13 protein-coding genes and 1 pseudogene are annotated in these 18,960 nt (G+C 37.6%); 9 read left to right on the top strand and 5 right to left on the bottom strand.

Annotation, left to right across the window (positions count from 1 at the left end; translation table 11 throughout):
- From HMPREF2701_RS11570 to HMPREF2701_RS09135, 5 genes and pseudogenes are all read right to left on the bottom strand, one after another.
- Positions 1 to 115: pseudogene (locus HMPREF2701_RS11570) on the bottom strand (GNAT family N-acetyltransferase); the annotation flags it as partial.
- A 134-nt stretch (positions 116 to 249) separates the two neighbouring features.
- The gene (locus tag HMPREF2701_RS09150) at positions 250 to 549 is read right to left on the bottom strand and encodes a DUF1827 family protein (protein WP_000767189.1); all 300 of its coding nucleotides are present in this window, start codon (positions 547 to 549) and stop codon (positions 250 to 252) included.
- 58 nt (positions 550 to 607) lie between these two features.
- Positions 608 to 1,060 carry an NUDIX hydrolase gene (locus tag HMPREF2701_RS09145; protein ID WP_061589831.1) on the bottom strand — a complete coding sequence of 151 codons (453 nt, stop codon included), beginning with the start codon at positions 1,058 to 1,060 and terminating at the stop codon, positions 608 to 610.
- A 129-nt stretch (positions 1,061 to 1,189) separates the two neighbouring features.
- Positions 1,190 to 3,448, bottom strand: coding sequence for an ATP-dependent Clp protease ATP-binding subunit (locus HMPREF2701_RS09140; RefSeq protein ID WP_061589830.1), 2,259 nt, complete (start codon positions 3,446 to 3,448; stop codon positions 1,190 to 1,192).
- Between the two features lie 230 nt (positions 3,449 to 3,678).
- Positions 3,679 to 3,909, bottom strand: coding sequence for a DUF1797 family protein (locus HMPREF2701_RS09135; RefSeq protein ID WP_000443570.1), 231 nt, complete (start codon positions 3,907 to 3,909; stop codon positions 3,679 to 3,681).
- Between the two features lie 190 nt (positions 3,910 to 4,099).
- Here HMPREF2701_RS09135 and HMPREF2701_RS09130 point away from each other — a divergent pair, with 190 nt between their 5' ends.
- From HMPREF2701_RS09130 to glyQ, 9 genes are all read left to right on the top strand, one after another.
- The gene (locus tag HMPREF2701_RS09130) at positions 4,100 to 4,783 is read left to right on the top strand and encodes an amino acid ABC transporter permease (RefSeq protein ID WP_001011642.1); all 684 of its coding nucleotides are present in this window, start codon (positions 4,100 to 4,102) and stop codon (positions 4,781 to 4,783) included.
- Complete coding sequence (locus HMPREF2701_RS09125; RefSeq protein ID WP_000140954.1) at positions 4,783 to 5,517, top strand: amino acid ABC transporter ATP-binding protein; 735 nt, start codon at positions 4,783 to 4,785, stop codon at positions 5,515 to 5,517. Before HMPREF2701_RS09130 ends, HMPREF2701_RS09125 begins: the two co-directional genes overlap by 1 nt.
- Positions 5,518 to 5,866: 349 nt before the next feature.
- Positions 5,867 to 6,430 carry an HAD family hydrolase gene (locus HMPREF2701_RS09120; protein WP_061589907.1) on the top strand — a complete coding sequence of 188 codons (564 nt, stop codon included), beginning with the start codon at positions 5,867 to 5,869 and terminating at the stop codon, positions 6,428 to 6,430.
- Positions 6,431 to 6,444: 14 nt separating this feature from the next.
- A complete protein-coding gene (gene gyrB, locus HMPREF2701_RS09115; protein ID WP_000134040.1) occupies positions 6,445 to 8,391 on the top strand; it encodes a DNA topoisomerase (ATP-hydrolyzing) subunit B in 1,947 nt (648 codons plus the stop codon).
- Positions 8,392 to 8,472: 81 nt separating this feature from the next.
- Positions 8,473 to 10,200 (top strand): septation ring formation regulator EzrA, encoded by a 1,728-nt coding sequence (gene ezrA, locus HMPREF2701_RS09110; protein ID WP_070482818.1) that lies wholly within the window; start codon positions 8,473 to 8,475, stop codon positions 10,198 to 10,200.
- A 136-nt stretch (positions 10,201 to 10,336) separates the two neighbouring features.
- Positions 10,337 to 11,728, top strand: a complete 1,392-nt coding sequence (pgdA, locus tag HMPREF2701_RS09105) for a peptidoglycan-N-acetylglucosamine deacetylase PgdA (RefSeq protein ID WP_070482815.1) — start codon at positions 10,337 to 10,339, stop codon at positions 11,726 to 11,728.
- Between the two features lie 207 nt (positions 11,729 to 11,935).
- A complete protein-coding gene (locus HMPREF2701_RS09100; protein WP_225902319.1) occupies positions 11,936 to 16,927 on the top strand; it encodes a S8 family serine peptidase in 4,992 nt (1,663 codons plus the stop codon).
- A 287-nt stretch (positions 16,928 to 17,214) separates the two neighbouring features.
- Entirely contained in the window at positions 17,215 to 17,976 is a 762-nt protein-coding gene (locus tag HMPREF2701_RS09095; protein ID WP_070482812.1) for an elongation factor Tu, read from the top strand.
- 18 nt (positions 17,977 to 17,994) lie between these two features.
- Complete coding sequence (glyQ, locus tag HMPREF2701_RS09090; RefSeq protein WP_000038736.1) at positions 17,995 to 18,912, top strand: glycine--tRNA ligase subunit alpha; 918 nt, start codon at positions 17,995 to 17,997, stop codon at positions 18,910 to 18,912.
- The last annotated feature ends 48 nt before the right edge of the window (positions 18,913 to 18,960 follow it).

Below are 18,960 nucleotides of genomic sequence, written 5' to 3'. Positions count from 1 at the left end.
TCAAATCATCCCTTATAATCGTTAAAAAGGGATAGTCAAGAAAAGAATTAGCTAATAGTTTTCCAATTTTTTCGTATTCTTCAAGTCTTGCCTCTCGATATATCATGTCTCCCATGCTTGTCTCCTTTGTTACCTATAAAATTGTGTATGATAGGATTTCAAGATAAAAAATTGGAGATGATTTAAAAAGCTAAATAAACCCAATTTTGTTCCATAAGGTTTAAAGCACTTTCTAATCTCTCCAAGATTTTATTTGGTTGGAATCGAAATTCCAATTAATTTTTCTGAATAGAGGGTTTTGATATTGGCTTCATCAATAGAGTCCTTATCAATTTTACGTTTCAAGAAAAATTCTTGAATAGCTTCGATTTCAGGTTCGCGAATAGCGCGGTGTTTGTTTGAGATGAGGATTTCATAGTGAAGCGGAGCTTGGGTAAAAATAACATCTGTATTACCTGCAGAATAAACTTCAACAAGGGTTGCATCTGTACTTTCTAGCTGGCTTTTTACAAGTTGCGAGTGTGAGTTTGTTGTATTGATAAGCTTCATAACATTTCCTCCGATTTTCTAATTCTATTATAGCACTTTTTGAATAAAGTAGCTTGATTTAGCCAATCTTATGCTGTTTTTTCCAAGATTCGATAGCCCATTTATGGCTACCACGTTTGAGGTTTTCAATAGCCTCATCAATAGGGAACCAGGCAATATGATTAAAGTCTTCTAGTGGCTTTTGCACTTCTTTGAAAGAAATCGCTTCATAGAGGTAGGCTGGATTGTAGTAGTAGGTGTCACGGTGACGAGAATAGAAATATTCGTCAGCTTGTCCGTAATAGGTACCAATTTCAGCTGTAAAGCCAAGCTCTTCAATCAATTCACGCTTTAGGGCTTCTTGATGATTTTCACCTGCTTCAATTTCACCACCTGGTAGGAACCAAGCACCATTAGGTGCTTGAACAAGAACAATTTGTTTTTGTTCAGCATCAGGGATAACTGCATATACGCCATAGCGTGAAACATAGTCTGTATTTGCTTTCTTTTCTCCGAAAGTTGGGTTTGCCATTGGATTTTCCTCATTATTTATTATCTTTATTATTATCTTAATGGACAAAGACCGAGCTGTCAAGAATTTATAGTTATTTTAATAAAAAGGAGCAGAAAATTTTCATTTTCTACTCCTTTTCTGTAGGATTTATACTTCTTTTTCAGAAGTTTTTACTTCAGCTTTTTTGGCAGACTTAATTTGAATGTTGCCCTTGCTGGTCATCACTGCCTTGAGGTTTTTTTCGCTTGGATTTTCAAGGTAGTAGTCAGTGATTGCGTCTTCAATATAGTCTTGAATAGTACGACGAAGTGGGCGCGCCCCCATTTTTGGATCATAGCCGAGGTCAACCAATTTTTCCTTAACCTTGTCAGTTACATCCAAATGAATGTTGTTGCTAGAAAGGCGCTTGTTAACGTCTGCTAGCATCAGCTCGACAATCTGAAGGAGGTTGTCCTTGCTGAGAGCCTTAAATTCGATAATACCATCAAAACGGTTCATAAACTCTGGGCTAAAGAAGTTACCGAGTTCACCGAGAACAGAATTGGTACGTCCTTCTCTAGCAGCTCCAAAACCAACGCTGGCTTCGGCTTTACCAGTCCCGGCATTTGAAGTCATGATGATGATGGCATCCTTGAAGCTAACGGTGCGTCCTTGCCCATCTGTCAAACGACCATCGTCCAAGACCTGGAGGAACATATGCATAACATCTGGGTGAGCTTTTTCGACTTCATCGAGAAGGATGAGGGAATATGGATTGCGACGAACTTTTTCAGTTAATTGCCCAGCCTCATCGTAGCCAACATAACCTGGAGGGGCGCCGACCAACTTAGCCACGCTGTGTTTTTCCATATATTCACTCATATCGAAGCGAATCATACTGTCAGCAGAACCAAAGAGTTCGATAGCTAGTTGTTTGGAAAGTTCTGTTTTACCGACACCAGTTGGTCCGACAAAGAGGAAGCTTCCAATTGGACGGTTAGGCGTACCGAGACCGACACGATTCCGGCGAATAGCCTTGGCAATCTTATCGACAGCATCGTCTTGTCCAATAATATGCGACTTGAGATCTTCGGCTAGATGGATGAGTTGAGATTGTTCTTTCTCTTTCAAATCGCCAACAGGGATATTGGTTTTCTGCTCGATAATATGCTCAATGGTTTTTTCACTGATGATAGGAGTATCCTGGTCTGTGACCTTTTTCTTTTGCATTTCCTTATACTTGGCAATCTGGTCACGGAAGTAGGCGGCCTTCTCAAAATCTTCTTCTCGTGTAGCTTGAGATTTAAGATTTTCAGCTTCAATCAAGCGCTGATCGATTACTTTAGGATCCACGAAATTCAAGGTCAAGTTCATCTTAGAACCCGCTTCATCTAGGAGGTCGATGGCCTTGTCAGGCAAGAAGCGATCTTGGATGTAGCGATTGGAAAGAGTTGCAGCTGCTTCAATCGCAGCATCGGTATATTGAACGTGGTGGTAGTCTTCGTATTTCTTTTGAATACCTTTGAGGATTGTGATTGTTTCGTCCACTGTTGGTTCATCGACCTTAACAGGCTGCATACGGCGTTCTAGGGCAGCATCTTTTTCAATGATGCGGTATTCATTGAGGGTAGTTGCACCGACCAGTTGCAGTTCACCACGAGCAAGGGCTGGCTTGAGGATATTTCCTGCATCCATATTGCCATCGCCCGCAGATCCCGCACCGACAATTTCATGGATTTCATCGATAAAGAGGATAATATCCTCACGTTTTCGAATTTCTTCCATGAGCTTTTGCATGCGTTCTTCAAATTGTCCTCGAATACCCGTTCCTTGAACTAGGCTAACCACATCCAGACGGATGACTTGTTTACCTTGGAGTTTATGTGGAACGTCGCCATCAACGATTTTCTGAGCTAGACCTTCGACAACGGCAGTTTTTCCAACACCAGGTTCACCGATAAGAACAGGATTATTCTTGGTTCTGCGATTGAGAATCTCAATGACACGGATAATCTCATCATCGCGGCCAATAACGGGATCTATATCTCCACGACGGGCAATTTCAGTTACGTTGATACCAAATTCTTCCAGCAGACCTTTTTCTTGGCTTGGTGGAGGAGTTTGAGCAGGTCCACGATTTTGGGAACCATAACCGCCGTTTCCACCGTAACCTCCACCTGATTGGGTTGGGGGAGTCGGAGGAGTGTTGTTAGAAGGTCTAAAATTGTTTAGGTCATTGAAGAAATCACCAAAGGGATCAAAGTCACGATTGTTCAGATCCGTCATACCTTTAAAGAGGCTATTGTTAGGATCTGTCTTGATAATCTTATAGCAGTTTTGACAGAGGTCAATTTGTTTTTGCTTTCCATTAAGATTGGTATAAAGATGAATTGTTGAGTCATTGATTTTACAGTTTTGACAAAGCATACATCTACCTCATTTCTTTCTTTAGCCTGACCTGTCTAAAGGTCAAAAATAGTCAAAATTCTATAATTTCATTATAACAGGATTGGGGTGTAAAGCAAGTAAAAAGATTGTAGCTTTGAGAAGTTGTTACAAGGAAAATCTTTGTGAATTTAGACTATAAAAAAATCCTATTTGTGAGACAAAAAGGATTTTGGTTAGACATGCAGGGTGTAACCCCAGCTTGTTTTGTATTAGTAAAGGAGTTCGTAAATCTCCATTGCAATCAAGTCAATGCTGTCAAACGTATAAGTTTCGCGAGCTTCGACATCACGAAGAGTAAAGATTGAGCCGTTTTCTTCGTCGTGGCTGTATGCAACTTCTGCAACAACAACTCCTTCGCGTTCAAAATTACGTTTTAAATTTCCGCCGTCTTTAGCCATTGCTTCAAGGCGGTTGATGATTCTAACCAAATGTGATTCCATTTTGATTCTCCTTCATTTCTTATCGTTACTATTTTACCATAAAGGAGGCCAACTTGCCTAGAAAAAACTAAGATTTCTCGCTAATTCTACCAGCTTAAAGTTTTTTTGAATAAATTAGACAAAAGATTTGAATTTTAATTCATTACATGTTATAATCATACAGTATTCTATTTTAGAAAGCAGTGTGACTATGAATTTTTCTTTTTTACCTAAGTATTTACCTTATTTTAACTATGGGGCTGTCGTGACGGTTCTCATTTCTATCTGTGTTGTCTTTTTGGGAACTATTTTGGGTGTTGTCTTGGCTTTTGGGCAACGTTCAAAGTTTAAACCGCTTGTCTGGCTCGCCAACTTGTACGTTTGGATTTTCCGTGGGACACCGATGATGGTTCAGATTATGATTGCCTTTGCCCTTATGCATATCAATGCTCCGACTATTCAGGTTGGAATTTTAGGTGTTGACCTTTCTCGTCTGATTCCAGGGATTTTGATTATTTCTATGAACAGTGGTGCTTATGTTTCTGAGACTGTGCGTGCTGGGATTAATGCAGTTCCTAAGGGTCAGTTAGAGGCGGCCTATTCTTTAGGGATTCGTCCTAAAAATGCGATGCGCTATGTGATTTTGCCACAAGCTATCAAAAATATCTTGCCAGCATTGGGGAATGAATTTATCACCATTATCAAGGATAGTTCCCTCTTATCAGCTATTGGTGTTATGGAGTTGTGGAATGGGGCTACAACAGTTTCTACAACAACCTATCTACCTTTAACACCACTTTTATTTGCTGCATTTTACTACTTGATTATGACTTCTATTTTGACAGTGGCTTTGAAAGCTTTTGAAAAACGTATGGGACAAGGAGATAAGAAATAATGACAGAAACCTTGATAAAAATTGAAAATTTACATAAATCATTTGGAAAGAATGAAGTATTGAAGGGCATCAACCTCGAGATTAAAAGAGGAGAAGTTGTCGTTATCATCGGTCCTTCAGGGAGCGGGAAATCTACCTTGCTTCGTTCTATGAATTTGTTGGAAGAAGCAACCAAGGGGAAGGTCATCTTTGAGGGAGTCGATATTACGGATAAGAAGAATGATCTGTTTGCCATGCGTGAGAAGATGGGCATGGTTTTCCAACAATTTAATCTCTTTCCTAATATGACTGTGATGGAAAATATCACCTTGTCACCTATCAAGACCAAAGGTGAGAGCAAGGCAGTGGCTGAGAAGAGAGCCCAAGAACTTTTGGAAAAAGTTGGTTTGCCAGATAAGGCAGATGCTTACCCACAGAGTTTGTCAGGTGGGCAGCAACAGCGGATTGCCATCGCGCGTGGGTTGGCCATGGAACCTGATGTTTTGCTCTTTGACGAGCCAACTTCAGCCTTGGATCCTGAAATGGTAGGTGAGGTATTGGCTGTTATGCAAGACCTAGCCAAGTCAGGAATGACCATGGTTATCGTAACACATGAAATGGGATTTGCTCGTGAGGTGGCAGATCGTGTCATCTTTATGGCAGACGGTGTGGTTGTTGAAGATGGAACACCTGAACAGATTTTTGAACAAACCCAAGAACAGCGGACTAAAGACTTCTTGAGTAAGGTTTTATAATCTATTTTAAAATTTCAAGACAAGATTAGTGAAAAGCTAGTCTCAATACCAGTCAAGTGGAACTTACTTTGAGAAGTTACCCCCCTTATTAATAACATCCATAAATTGGATATTAGGATTTTTAATATAAAGTAGTTTTGTGTTAAAATATAATTGTTCCATATGATTCTCTCTAATGATGGTTTGGTTACTTTTCATTATAGATTATATGGGGCTTTTTTCTACAAGAAAATAGGTTTCATAATATCTATAAGAAATTTATCCTATATAAATATCATAGAGCATTTTTTATGTGGAAAACTCAGGGAAATCATCGCTTTTTTCATAAAAAAATGCTATAATGAAGGGTATGAAATATCACGATTACATCTGGGATTTAGGTGGAACTTTACTAGATAATTACGAAACTTCAACAGCTGCATTTGTTGAAACATTGGCATTGTATGGCATCACACAAGACCATGACAGTGTCTATCAGTCTTTAAAGGTTTCTACTGATTTTGCGATTGAGACATTCGCTCCCAACTTAGAGAATTTTTTAGAAAAGTACAAGGAAAATGAAGCCAGAGAGCTAGAACATCCGATTTTATTTGATGGAGTTTCTGGTTTATTGGAAGATATCTCAAATCAAGGTGGCCGTCATTTTTTAGTTTCTCATCGAAATGATCAGGTCTTGGAAATTTTAGAAAAAACCTCTATAGCAGCTTATTTTACAGAAGTGGTGACTTCTAACTCAGGCTTTAAGAGAAAACCAGATCCTGAGTCCATGATTTATTTAAGAGAAAAGTATCAAATTAACTCTGGTCTTGTCATCGGTGATCGGCCGATTGATATCGAAGCAGGGCAAGCTGCTGGACTCGATACCCACTTGTTTACCAGTATCGTGAATTTAAGACAAGTATTAGACATGTAAGAAAAAGGAATAAGATGACAGAAGAAATTAAAAATCTGCAGGCACAAGATTATGATGCCAGTCAAATTCAAGTTTTAGAGGGCTTAGAGGCTGTTCGTATGCGTCCAGGGATGTATATCGGATCGACCTCAAAAGAAGGTCTTCACCATCTAGTCTGGGAAATTGTTGATAACTCAATTGATGAAGCCTTGGCAGGATTTGCTAGCCATATTCAAGTCTTTATTGAGCCCGATGATTCGATTACAGTTGTTGATGATGGGCGTGGTATCCCAGTCGATATTCAGGAAAAAACAGGTCGACCTGCCGTTGAGACTGTCTTTACTGTTCTTCACGCTGGAGGAAAGTTTGGCGGTGGCGGATATAAGGTCTCAGGTGGTCTTCACGGAGTGGGGTCCTCAGTTGTTAACGCCCTTTCAACTCAATTAGACGTTCATGTCCACAAAAATGGTAAGATTCATTACCAAGAATATCGTCGTGGTCATGTTGTCGCAGATCTTGAAGTAGTTGGAGATACGGATAAAACGGGAACAACAGTTCACTTTACACCGGATCCAGAAATTTTCACTGAAACAACCACTTTTGACTTTGATAAATTAAATAAACGTATTCAAGAATTGGCCTTTCTAAATCGTGGTCTTCAAATCTCTATCACAGATAAGCGTGAAGGTTTGGAACAAACCAAGCATTACCATTATGAAGGTGGGATTGCTAGCTACGTTGAATATATCAACGAGAACAAGGATGTAATCTTTGATACACCAATCTATACAGACGGTGAGATGGATGATATCACAGTCGAAGTAGCCATGCAGTACACAACAGGTTACCATGAAAATGTCATGAGTTTCGCCAATAATATTCATACCCATGAAGGTGGAACGCATGAACAAGGTTTCCGTACAGCCTTGACACGTGTTATCAATGATTATGCTCGTAAGAATAAGTTACTGAAAGACAATGAAGACAACTTAACAGGGGAAGATGTCCGCGAAGGATTAACTGCAGTTATCTCAGTTAAACACCCAAATCCACAGTTTGAAGGACAAACCAAGACCAAATTGGGAAATAGCGAAGTGGTCAAGATTACCAATCGCCTCTTCAGTGATGCCTTCTCTGATTTCCTTATGGAGAATCCTCAAATTGCAAAACGCATTGTAGAAAAAGGAATTCTGGCTGCTAAGGCTCGTGTGGCTGCCAAGCGTGCGCGTGAAGTCACTCGTAAAAAATCTGGTTTGGAAATTTCCAACCTTCCAGGTAAACTAGCAGACTGCTCTTCTAACAATCCTGCTGAAACAGAACTCTTCATCGTCGAAGGAGACTCAGCTGGTGGGTCAGCCAAATCTGGTCGTAACCGTGAATTTCAGGCAATTCTTCCAATCCGCGGTAAGATTTTGAACGTTGAAAAGGCAAGTATGGATAAGATTCTAGCTAACGAAGAAATTCGTAGTCTTTTCACAGCGATGGGAACAGGATTTGGTGCAGAATTTGATGTTTCAAAAGCTCGTTACCAAAAACTTGTTTTGATGACCGATGCCGATGTCGATGGAGCCCACATTCGTACTCTTCTTTTAACCTTGATTTATCGTTATATGAAACCAATTTTAGAAGCTGGTTATGTTTATATCGCCCAACCACCAATCTATGGTGTCAAGGTTGGAAGCGAGATTAAAGAATATATCCAGCCAGGAGCAGACCAAGAAATTAAACTCCAAGAAGCCTTAGCCCGCCACAGTGAAGGTCGTGCCAAACCAACTATTCAGAGGTATAAAGGTCTGGGTGAAATGGACGACCACCAATTGTGGGAAACAACCATGGATCCGGAACATCGCTTGATGGCCAGAGTTTCTGTGGATGATGCAGCTGAGGCAGATAAAATCTTTGATATGTTGATGGGGGATCGAGTAGAGCCTCGTCGTGAGTTTATCGAAGAAAATGCCGTCTATAGTACACTTGATGTCTAAAAAATCGGGAGAACTAGTTCCCTTGGTCTAAAAAATATGATATAATCATTACGATTGTTTCAAGTAAAAAAGGAGTTTAATATGTCTGGTACACTAGTAATTTATCTTGCAATTGCTGTTGCAGTTTTCTTAGTGATTGCCTATGCTATCGCAATCTACGTACGAAAACGCAATGAAAGTAAATTAGCAATTTTAGAAGAGAAAAAAGAAGAGCTGTACAATCTTCCAGTAAACGATGAAGTTGAAGCTGTAAAAAATATGCACTTGATTGGACAAAGTCAAGTGACTTTCCGTGAGTGGAACCAAAAATGGGTTGACCTATCTCTTAACTCTTTTGCGGATATCGAAAATAATCTTTTTGAGGCAGAAGGCTATAACAACTCATTCCGTTTTTTCAAGGCCAGTCATCAAATAGACCAAATCGAGAGTCAAATTACCTTGATTGAAGAAGATATTGCGGCAATTCGCAATGCTTTGGCAGATTTGGAGAAACAAGAGTCTAAAAATAGTGGACGTGTTCTTCATACTTTGGACTTGTTTGAAGAGTTGCAACACCGAGTGGCTGATCATTCTGAAGAATATGGCCAAGGTTTATCTGAAATCGAAAAACAATTGGAAAATATCCAATCAGAGTTTTCTCAGTTTGTTACTTTGAACACTTCAGGTGACCCAGTAGAAGCTGCTGTGATTTTGGATAATGCTGAAAATCATATCTTGGCTTTGAGTCACATAGTAGATCGCCTGCCAGCAATTGTAAAAACATTATCTAAAGAGCTACCTGATCAATTGGAAGATTTGGAAGACGGTTACCGTAAACTTTTAGATGCTAATTATCATTTTGCTGAAACGGATATTGAATCTCGCTTCCAATTGCTTTATGAAGCTTTGAAGAAAAACCACGAAAATATTGCACAATTAGAGTTGGATAATGCTGAGTATGAAAATACTCAAGTTCAAGAAGAAATCAATACACTCTATGATATCTTTACACGAGAAATTGCTGCTCAAAAAGTAGTAGAAGGCTTAGTTGCAACCCTTCCTACATATTTGAAACACATGAAAGATAGTAATGCTGTTTTAGTGGAAGATATTCAACGATTGAGTAACAATTACCTACTATCTGAAACGGATGTTAGTCATGTTCATAGATTACAAGCTGAGTTAGAATCTTTAGAAGAATCTGTATTGGAATTAACTTCTGAACAAGAGGAACATTCTGAACCTTATTCATTCCTTGAAGATCGTTTGGAAAACTTACAAGCGACTTTGAAGGAAATTGAAGATGAACAAGTTGCGGTTAGTCAACGCCTTGCTCAGATTGAAAAAAATGATATCAATGCTCGCCAGAAGGCAAATGTTTATGTTAATCGTCTTCACACAATTAAGAGATATATGGAAAAACGCAATCTTCCAGGTATTCCTCAGAATTTCTTACAGTTGTTCTTTACAGCAAGTAACCATACTGAAGAGTTGATGGCTGAACTAGAAGAAGCTCGGGTCAATATCGAAGCTGTGAACCGTATGCTTGAAATTACAACCAATGATATGGAAGCACTTGAAGAAGAAACATATAATATTGTTCAATATGCAACATTGACAGAACAATTGCTACAGTATTCGAACCGTTACCGCTCATTTGATGAACGAATTCAAGAAGCTTTTAATGAATCATTAGAAATTTTTGAAAAAGAATTTGATTATCATGCTTCATTTGATAAGATTTCGCAAGCTTTGGAAGTTGCAGAACCAGGTGTAACCAACCGTTTTGTCACTTCATACGAAAAAACACGTGAGACGATTCGTTTCTAACATAATAAAAGGCTCTATAATATTTGTAGTGGGTAAATCCCCCTATAGATATTATGGAGCCTATTTTTTTGTTCAAAACGAGTAATAGTACTTATTTCTCATTGAAATTATAGCCTGAATTTGATATGATATTTCTATGGATAAAAGTAGAGCAAATCGTGTTGAGCACGATAAAAAGAGAATCGGTTTAATAGCCCTAGTAGCTATCTTTTCAGTAAGTATTTGTGTCCTTGGTTCAATGATTGGATACAAAATATATACAAAGAAAAGTTTTGAACAAAGGATTGAAACGCTCAAAAAAGAGAAAGATGATCAATTGAGTGAGGGAAATCAGAAAGATCATTTTCGTAAGGGACAAGCCGAAGTAATTGCCTATTATCCTCTCCAAGGGGAGCAAGTGATTTCATCTGTAAAAGAAATCATGACACAGGATATTAAGGAAAATCTGGAAGACAAGGAAAATCTAGTTTTTTATTATACGGAGAAACAGGATTCGACTTTAAAAGGGATTGTTAACCGAAGTGTGATGAAACAAGTCTATGATTTAACTTCGTCAAAAGTTGAAGAGACTGAAAAAACTAGTCTGGCAAAAGTCCATTTGACAGAAGATGGTAAACCTTTTACACTTGATCAATTATTTTCAGATCCTAGTAAAGCCAAAGAGCAGTTGTTAAAAGAAATCACCTCTTTCTTACAGGATAAGAAATTGGACCAAGAAAAGATTGATCAAGTTGTTAAAGGCTTCTCTGAACAAGACTTGTCTGCATGGAATTTTGATTACAAGGATAGTCAGATTATCCTTTATCCAAGTCAGTCAGTTGAAAATCTAGATGAGATTGCCTTACCAGTATCTAGTTTCTTTGATGTAGTACAATCCTCTTATTTATTAGACAAGGATGCCGAACTTTATAAGGCTTATTATGAAAAGAAAAACCAAAAAGTGGTAGCTCTAACTTTTGATGATGGACCAAATCCTGCAACGACAAATCAAGCATTAGATACACTTTCTAAGTATGGTATCAAGGCAACTTTCTTTGTTTTAGGTAAGAATGTTTCTGGAAATGAAGAGATTTTGAAACGCATGAAATCGGATGGCCATGTTATTGGAAACCATAGTTGGAGTCATCCAGTGCTTTCAAAACTTTCACTTGACGAAGCTAAAAAACAGATTACTGATACTGAGGATGCGCTAACTAAAGTGTTGGGTTCTAGTTCCAAACTTATGCGTCCGCCTTATGGAGCCATTACAGACGACATTCGAAATAGCCTTGATTTGAGTTTTATTATGTGGGATGTGGATAGTCTGGATTGGAAGAGTAAGAATGAAGCAGCAATTTTGACAGAGATTCAACGTCAAGTTCGTAATGGTTCGATTATCTTAATGCATGATATCCATGCTGAAACAGTCAATGCTTTACCAAAGATTATAGATTATCTAAAAGAGCAAGGATATCACTTTGTCACAGTTCCTGAAATGCTTAATTCACGATTAAAAGCACATGAACTATTCTATGACCGTGATCAGTAAGACTTTTGCTGAATAACTAATTAAATCGTAAGTAATTTTTCAATAAATAAATTTAGTCTTGTATTAATCGAGGCTAAATTTTTTTATGTTTAAATCTCATGATAGGATTGGTTAATATTACAATTTTGTTACAAAATAATATTTTGATAGAATTTTCAGATAATTTGGTATATAATACTTTTAATTTAAATAAAAAGGAGTGATTTTATGGGAGATTGCAAAGATTTTTGTCCTAACAAGTACCAAATAGCAACAATTTTTCTGCTAACGGTCTTTGCTTTCGGATTTGCTTTCGCACAGGTTAGTGCCGATGAGGGAAAATTTGAAACATCCAATCAAGTTACACGTACTGTAACGACTAATAAATTAGATGATTCAAATAAGCTTGCATCACCAGTCACGGCTGACAAGAATGCTCTAAATTCTTCTTCGAAAGAAAAAACAGAAGTGATAGAGTCATTAAAACAAGATGATTCTATCGAGTATAGAGATAATAAGTCAGACAAGGATTTAACCACACAGAAAGAAACGACTGCTATAAAAAGTGAAGAGAAGAAGGAAGAATCAGCAGTGAAAAGTAATTCTTCTTCAGAAAGCATACAATCACAGTCGTTATCTCAAGGTGGACATAAAGAAAAGCCGAACAGTATCTCCAGTAATGAAATTATTACTGTCCCTAAAACCTGGGAAGCAGGACATAAAGGACAAGGAACTGTAGTCGCTGTTATAGATTCAGGTCTTGATTTGAATCATGAGGTTTTGCGTATTTCTGATCCGTCAAAGGCGAAATTTAAAAATCAGGATGATATCGAAAAAGCTAAAAAGGCTGCTGGTATTGACTATGGGAAATGGTACAGTGACAAAGTAGTATATGCTTATGATTACTTTGATGGAACTGATAATATAAAAGAGGCTGAAAAAGAGTCTCATGGAATGCACGTTACTGGAATTGTAGCTGGAAATCCTGTTAATAAAGCACCGAATTCTGAGAAGGTTTACGGGGTGGCGCCAGAAGCTCAAATTATGTTTATGAGAGTTTTTTCAGACAGAGATAAAACTACAGCCTCTGCCCTTTATGTAAAAGCTATTGATGATGCTGTTGCATTAGGTGCAGATGTGATCAATATGAGTTTGGGTGCAGGTGCGGGTTCAACGGTAGATGCTGGTTCAGATATCATTGATGCAGTAAAAAGAGCACGCGCTAAAGGAGTATCTGTTGTTATCGCTGCAGGTAATAGTAATACTTTCGGTAGAGGTTTTTCACAACCATTGGCAGCAAATCCTGATTATGGTCTTGTAGGAAATCCCTCTACAGTGGAAGATTCAATTTCTGTTGCTTCTATTAATAATAAAATTCTAACTACTGAAGTCTTTGAAGTAAAAGGTTTAGAAAATGACGCTACCCTTGATTATGGTAAGTTTGATTTTAATAGACCTGAAACAGAAAAAGATTTTGAAAACGGGAAAGAATACGAATATGTAGCAGCGGGTATTGGTCGTGAAGAAGATTTTGCTAATATTGATGTAAGAGGCAAGTTAGCACTGATTCAACGTGGTAAAATTAATTTTTCTGATAAGATTAAAAATGCTCTTCAACATGGTGCAGCTGGAGTTTTAATTTATAACAACGTTGAAGGTGCAAATGTTAGTATGTCTGTTACAGGTGATGCTAAGAAAATCCCATCTATCTTTATTTCAAAACATTATGGTGAAATTCTTAAGTCTGGTCAGTATAAAATTGTCTTTAATCACAAGATGGATAATCGTAAATCAGACATTGCAGACCAATTATCAGATTTTTCAAGTTGGGGAGTTACAACTGATGGACAATTGAAACCAGATGTTACTGCACCTGGTGGAAATATCTATTCATCATTTAACGACAATAGCTATGGAAGTATCAGTGGAACAAGTATGGCGGCCCCTCATGTAGCTGGTGTCGCAGCATTAGTCAAAGAATATTTAGCAAAGAAACATCCTGAATTATCAGCTAGTCAAATTTCAGAGATTGTAAAAGCTTTAATTATGTCTACTGCAAAACCACATTTTAATAAACAAACTGGAGCCTATACTTCTCCACGTCAGCAAGGTGCAGGCGTAGTTGACACGATGGCGGCAACAAGCACAGATTTATTTGTAACAGGTGCAAATAACTATCCAAGTGTTACTCTTGGCAATGTTGGTGATAAATTTACCTTTGAAGTTACAATTCATAATATTTCGGATAAAGACCAAACATTGAAGATGATTGTAAATACAAATACGGACGAAGTTGAAGAAGGGAAATTCACTCTCCGTCCACGAAAACTAACTGAAACAGTTTGGCCTGAAGTAACTGTGAAAGCTCATAGTACGAAGACGGTAACAGTTAGTGTAGATACAAGTAAGTTTACTGAAGAACTTAGCAAAATAATGCCAAATGGATATTTTCTAGAAGGATTTGTTAGATTTGTCAATCCTGCAGATGATGGTTCTATTATTGGTTTACCATTTATGGGATTTAAGGGAGAATTCCAAAATCTACCTGCAATTGAAAAACCAATTTATCAATTGATTAAGGAAGGAAACAGTGGATTTTACTCTGAAATTGATAAAGATAATCCAGGAATTTCACCTTCAGACGATGCAACTTATTTAACAAGTTCTGAAAATGATGTAAATGTTTTAAAAGCAGAGCGTCAAGGAAGTCGAGTGACTGTACTCGGAGTGAAACAAGATGCTGAAGGAAAATACCATCTACAATTAGATGAAAAGGGGAACATCCGCCTTGCTATCTCGCCAAATGAGGATGGTAATAAAGATTCTGTTAAATTTAAAACTCTTGTCTATAGAAATTTGGTAAATCTTCGTGCGACGGTTTATGATTCTTCGGATACAACACACAGTCAGCCTATTTGGCAAAGTCGTCCAACAGACCTTGTAAAAAATTATTTTGATGGCGATACTAGAAATCCAAAAAGTTACATTTTAGATAAAACAGCTTGGGGAGGACAGGATTCTAATGGAAATCGAGTTTCTGATGGAATTTATGACTATGTTATTAGTTATAAGCCAGATGTCCCTGGAGCTGAGGAACAATATACAACATTTAAAATTCAAATCGATACACAAAAACCTCTGATTACTTCGGGATATATTCGTTCTCAAAAAGATCAAGAACAATTTATAGCTCGTAAACCTCAGGATGTAGGAAATGGCGGAATTCTTCTAGAAAAAGTCTTTTATATTCGTCCTTCTGAAAATAGAGAAGCGACAGATTCAGAAATCGAACAGTATCAAATTATCAAACAAAATGAAGATGGTAGTTATACACTTCCTAAGAACGTTGATAAATCGAAAATCTTCTATTATGTAGAAGACTTTGCGGGAAATGTAGATTTTATATCTCTCAAAGATCTTGTAGGTGAAGAAAATAGTGGCCGTGTAAAAATTGCTATACTAAACAATAAAACCAAGGATGAGATTGATACAACTTATGTTTATCGCATTAAAAATAGCGAAGGTCAATATGTAACTGTTGACAAGTCAAAAGATATTAATTTCTTGAAATTTGGGCATTATGTTGCAGAAATTTTTAGCTATGACCGTACAGAGTTGAAATTTGTGAGTGCTCTATCTAAGGAATTTGATTTAACGAAAGAAAACAGTTTTCAAACTATTACCTTCTTGGCTAACAAAATGAAATATGCCCCAGTAACGGTTGGCTTTAATCAAGCTGTTCCTGGAACTACAACGATTACTTTAGTAGGTGAAGATGGTCAGAGTCAAGTCTTGCCAGCTGAAACATATGGTAAACATTCTTATGGTAAGAAAGTAGTTACTGGTGAATATAAAGTTCTTGTAAATCTATCCAATGGTTATGAATTACTTGATAATCTTCAACCATTTAAAGTCCTGTTTGGTAAAAATAATGTTTTGTCACTTTCAGTCGTTTCTAAGTTAGCTCTGATTGCAGCTTTAAATAAACAAATGGAAGTAGTTAAAACTCCGAGATATTATAATACAAAACAGAAGTTAAAAGAGATTTTTGATCAAAGTGTCAAAGATGCGCAACTAGCATTGGGAAGTAAACTTAACCAAGATAAAATTGACCAAATTGTTAAGGCTTTAGAGTCTGCTCTGCAAACATTAGATGGTAAGGAATCTGATATCACATCATTGAAGAATGCTATTAAAGCATATGCTGAGACAGTTAAAAAAGGTAAATATATAAATTCTGATCAAGAACGCAAAGGTCAATATGATCGTGAATTTAAACTCTTGGCATTATTAATTACAAAAGATTTGATAACTCAAGATGAAATCGACCGTCTATTGACCGCTTTCTTGAAAGCACAAGACCAGCTGAATGGGAAAGAAACAGATTTCATGAGCCTGAAAAATGTTATCGTGGATGAAGTGAAGTTCCAAGACAAAGATCCAAGATTTTTGACAGCTAGCAAAGAGGAGAAAGATGCATATAATCTTATTTTCAACAAAGCTAAGTTACTTTTGGAAAATACAGAAGCTAGTCAAGAAGAAATTAATGAAGTAATCAATGCTCTAAAAGATATGGCTGTAAAACTTAAGGCTAATAAAGTAGAGATTCCAACCAAACCAGTTGCACCAGTTAAGCCAGTTACCCCAGCTAAAGCAGTTGTACCAGTTAAGCCAGTTACCCCAGCTAAAGCAGTTGTACCAGTTAAGCCGGTTAGTCCAGCTAAACCAGTTGCATCTGTTAAGCCAGCTAATCCAACTAAACCAGTTGTAACGATTAAACCAGTTAGTCCAACTAAACCAGTTGTAATGATTAAGCCAGTTAGTCCAACTAAACCAGTTGTAACGGTTAAGCCAGTTACTCCAGCTAAACCAGTTGTAACGCTTAGTCCAGTTATTCCAACCAAACCAGTTTCTCAAGTGCAACCTGTTAAATTAGTAAGTCACAATAGACAAGTCTCAACTATTAAGTCTTCAATTAGCAATGATAAAATTGAGAAAGCTTCATCAATTGCAATACCTCATTCCAATATAGAAGATAAGCATGAGAATAAAACACTAGCTGGAAGTAGTCAACAAGCATTTTTAGCTACAGTCAACAAAGAAGGAAAACAATTACCAGCCACTGGTGAGAATAATATAATTTCTATTATGCTAAGTATTTCAGGAATTTCTCTCTTGTTGTCAGTAATCGGACTTGCAACTTTCTCAAAAAGCGAGTAGAGAATAATATATATCTTTCTATAGTTTTTGATTTACAGTATGTTGCAATTCTGATATAATAGTCTGCAGGAAAGAAAGTCTTATGGCGTTCTTCAAGCGAGCTTGGGATAGTGGGAGCCAAGTAGGGCAAAATAAAGTGCTGGCGCTTTCTGTAGTATTTTTTAAAACAATGAAGTAATAAATTAGGGTGGAACCGCGTTTCTGACGCCCCTAGGTTAAATCAACCTAGGATTGTCGGACGCGGTTCTTTCGCTTATTCAGTCTATTATGTGAAAGAAAGGAGAGACGTGGAAAATCTTTATCTTGTAAAAGACGATAGTCAACTAGCTGCATTTCGTGATTTTGTAGTAAGAAATACTGAAAAGTTGAAAGATTATCAATCTTTTTTAAAGAATGAACTTGCAGTCTGTGATTTACCGCAAGCTGTTATTTGGTCAAGTTTTACTGCTGCTACACAGATTATTAGGGAAAGTGCTGTTCCAGCCTATACAAATAATAGACGAATGGTTATGACGCCTGATTTAGCTGTTTGGAAAGAGTTGTATTTGTATCAGTTGATGGACTACGAGTGTTCTCAGCAAACTCAAGCAATAGAAAGTCACTATCATTCTTTATCTGAAAATTTCCTCTTACAGATTGTAGGACATGAGTTAGCTCATTGGTCGGAGTATTTTTTAGATGATTTTGATGGTTACGACTCTTATATATGGTTCGAAGAGGGGATGGTTGAATATATTAGTCGCAAGTATTTCTTGACAGAAGAGGAATTTCAAGCGGAAAAAAATTGTAATCAATCTCTTGTAGAACTTTTTCAGAAGAAGTATGGTTGGCATTCATTGAATGATTTTGGTTCTTCGACTTATGACAAGAACTATGCAAGTATTTTTTACGAATACTGGCGTAGTTTTTTGACAATAGATAAGTTGGTAGAAAATCTAGGTAGTGTACAAGCGGTCTTCGATTCTTATCATTTATGGGCAAATACAGATAAAACTCTTCCCTTGTTAAATTGGTTTGTTCAGCAGAAATTAATTGAAAAAGAAATATAAAAACTAAAGGAGTAAACAATGTCTAAAAAATTAACATTTCAAGAAATTATTTTGACTTTGCAACAATTTTGGAATGACCAAGGTTGTATGCTTATGCAGGCTTATGATAATGAAAAAGGTGCGGGGACAATGAGTCCGTACACTTTCCTTCGTGCTATCGGACCTGAGCCATGGAATGCAGCGTATGTAGAGCCATCACGTCGTCCTGCTGACGGTCGTTACGGAGAAAATCCTAACCGTCTTTACCAACACCACCAATTCCAGGTAGTCATGAAGCCATCTCCATCAAACATCCAAGAACTTTACCTTGAATCTTTGGAAAAATTGGGAATCAATCCTTTGGAACACGATATTCGTTTTGTTGAGGACAACTGGGAAAACCCATCAACTGGTTCAGCTGGTCTTGGTTGGGAAGTTTGGCTTGACGGTATGGAAATTACTCAGTTCACTTACTTCCAACAAGTAGGTGGATTGGCAACTGGCCCTGTGACTGCGGAAGTTACCTATGGTTTGGAACGCTTGGCTTCTTACATTCAAGAAGTAGACTCTGTCTATGATATTGAGTGGGCTGATGGTGTAAAATATGGAGAAATCTTCATCCAGCCTGAGTACGAGCATTCAAAATATTCATTTGAAATTTCTGATCAAGAAATGTTGCTTGAAAACTTTGATAAGTTTGAAAAAGAAGCTGGTCGTGCCTTGGAAGAAGGATTGGTGCACCCTGCCTATGACTATGTTCTCAAATGTTCACATACCTTTAACCTGCTTGATGCGCGTGGTGCCGTATCTGTAACAGAGCGCGCAGGCTATATCGCTCGTATCCGTAATTTGGCCCGTGTTGTAGCCAAAACCTTTGTCGCAGAACGCAAACGCCTAGGTTACCCACTTTTAGATGAAGAAACAAGAGCTAAACTCTTAGCAGAAGACGCAGAATAAAGAGAGTGACAAATTACGAAAATGGGCGAACAGAGTGAGCCCTGAGCC

The organism is Streptococcus sp. HMSC077D04, from assembly GCF_001808785.1.
GTDB classification, from domain to species: Bacteria; Bacillota; Bacilli; order Lactobacillales; family Streptococcaceae; genus Streptococcus; species Streptococcus mitis_BX.
Note: the sequence above shows the minus strand (reverse complement) of the source record. Positions and strands in the feature narration are given on the sequence as shown.

Excerpts from the sequence above, each read along its gene's own strand:
- HMPREF2701_RS09140 (WP_061589830.1), bottom strand. The coding sequence starts at position 3,448 with ATGCTTTGTCAAAACTGTAAAATCAATGACTCAACAATTCATCTTTAT.
- glyQ (WP_000038736.1), top strand. The coding sequence starts at position 17,995 with ATGTCTAAAAAATTAACATTTCAAGAAATTATTTTGACTTTGCAACAA.
- HMPREF2701_RS09125 (WP_000140954.1), top strand. The coding sequence starts at position 4,783 with ATGACAGAAACCTTGATAAAAATTGAAAATTTACATAAATCATTTGGA.
- HMPREF2701_RS09100 (WP_225902319.1), top strand. The coding sequence starts at position 11,936 with ATGGGAGATTGCAAAGATTTTTGTCCTAACAAGTACCAAATAGCAACA.
- HMPREF2701_RS09135 (WP_000443570.1), bottom strand. The coding sequence starts at position 3,909 with ATGGAATCACATTTGGTTAGAATCATCAACCGCCTTGAAGCAATGGCT.
- gyrB (WP_000134040.1), top strand. The coding sequence starts at position 6,445 with ATGACAGAAGAAATTAAAAATCTGCAGGCACAAGATTATGATGCCAGT.
- HMPREF2701_RS09150 (WP_000767189.1), bottom strand. The coding sequence starts at position 549 with ATGAAGCTTATCAATACAACAAACTCACACTCGCAACTTGTAAAAAGC.
- ezrA (WP_070482818.1), top strand. The coding sequence starts at position 8,473 with ATGTCTGGTACACTAGTAATTTATCTTGCAATTGCTGTTGCAGTTTTC.
- HMPREF2701_RS09145 (WP_061589831.1), bottom strand. The coding sequence starts at position 1,060 with ATGGCAAACCCAACTTTCGGAGAAAAGAAAGCAAATACAGACTATGTT.
- pgdA (WP_070482815.1), top strand. The coding sequence starts at position 10,337 with ATGGATAAAAGTAGAGCAAATCGTGTTGAGCACGATAAAAAGAGAATC.
- HMPREF2701_RS09130 (WP_001011642.1), top strand. The coding sequence starts at position 4,100 with ATGAATTTTTCTTTTTTACCTAAGTATTTACCTTATTTTAACTATGGG.
- HMPREF2701_RS09120 (WP_061589907.1), top strand. The coding sequence starts at position 5,867 with ATGAAATATCACGATTACATCTGGGATTTAGGTGGAACTTTACTAGAT.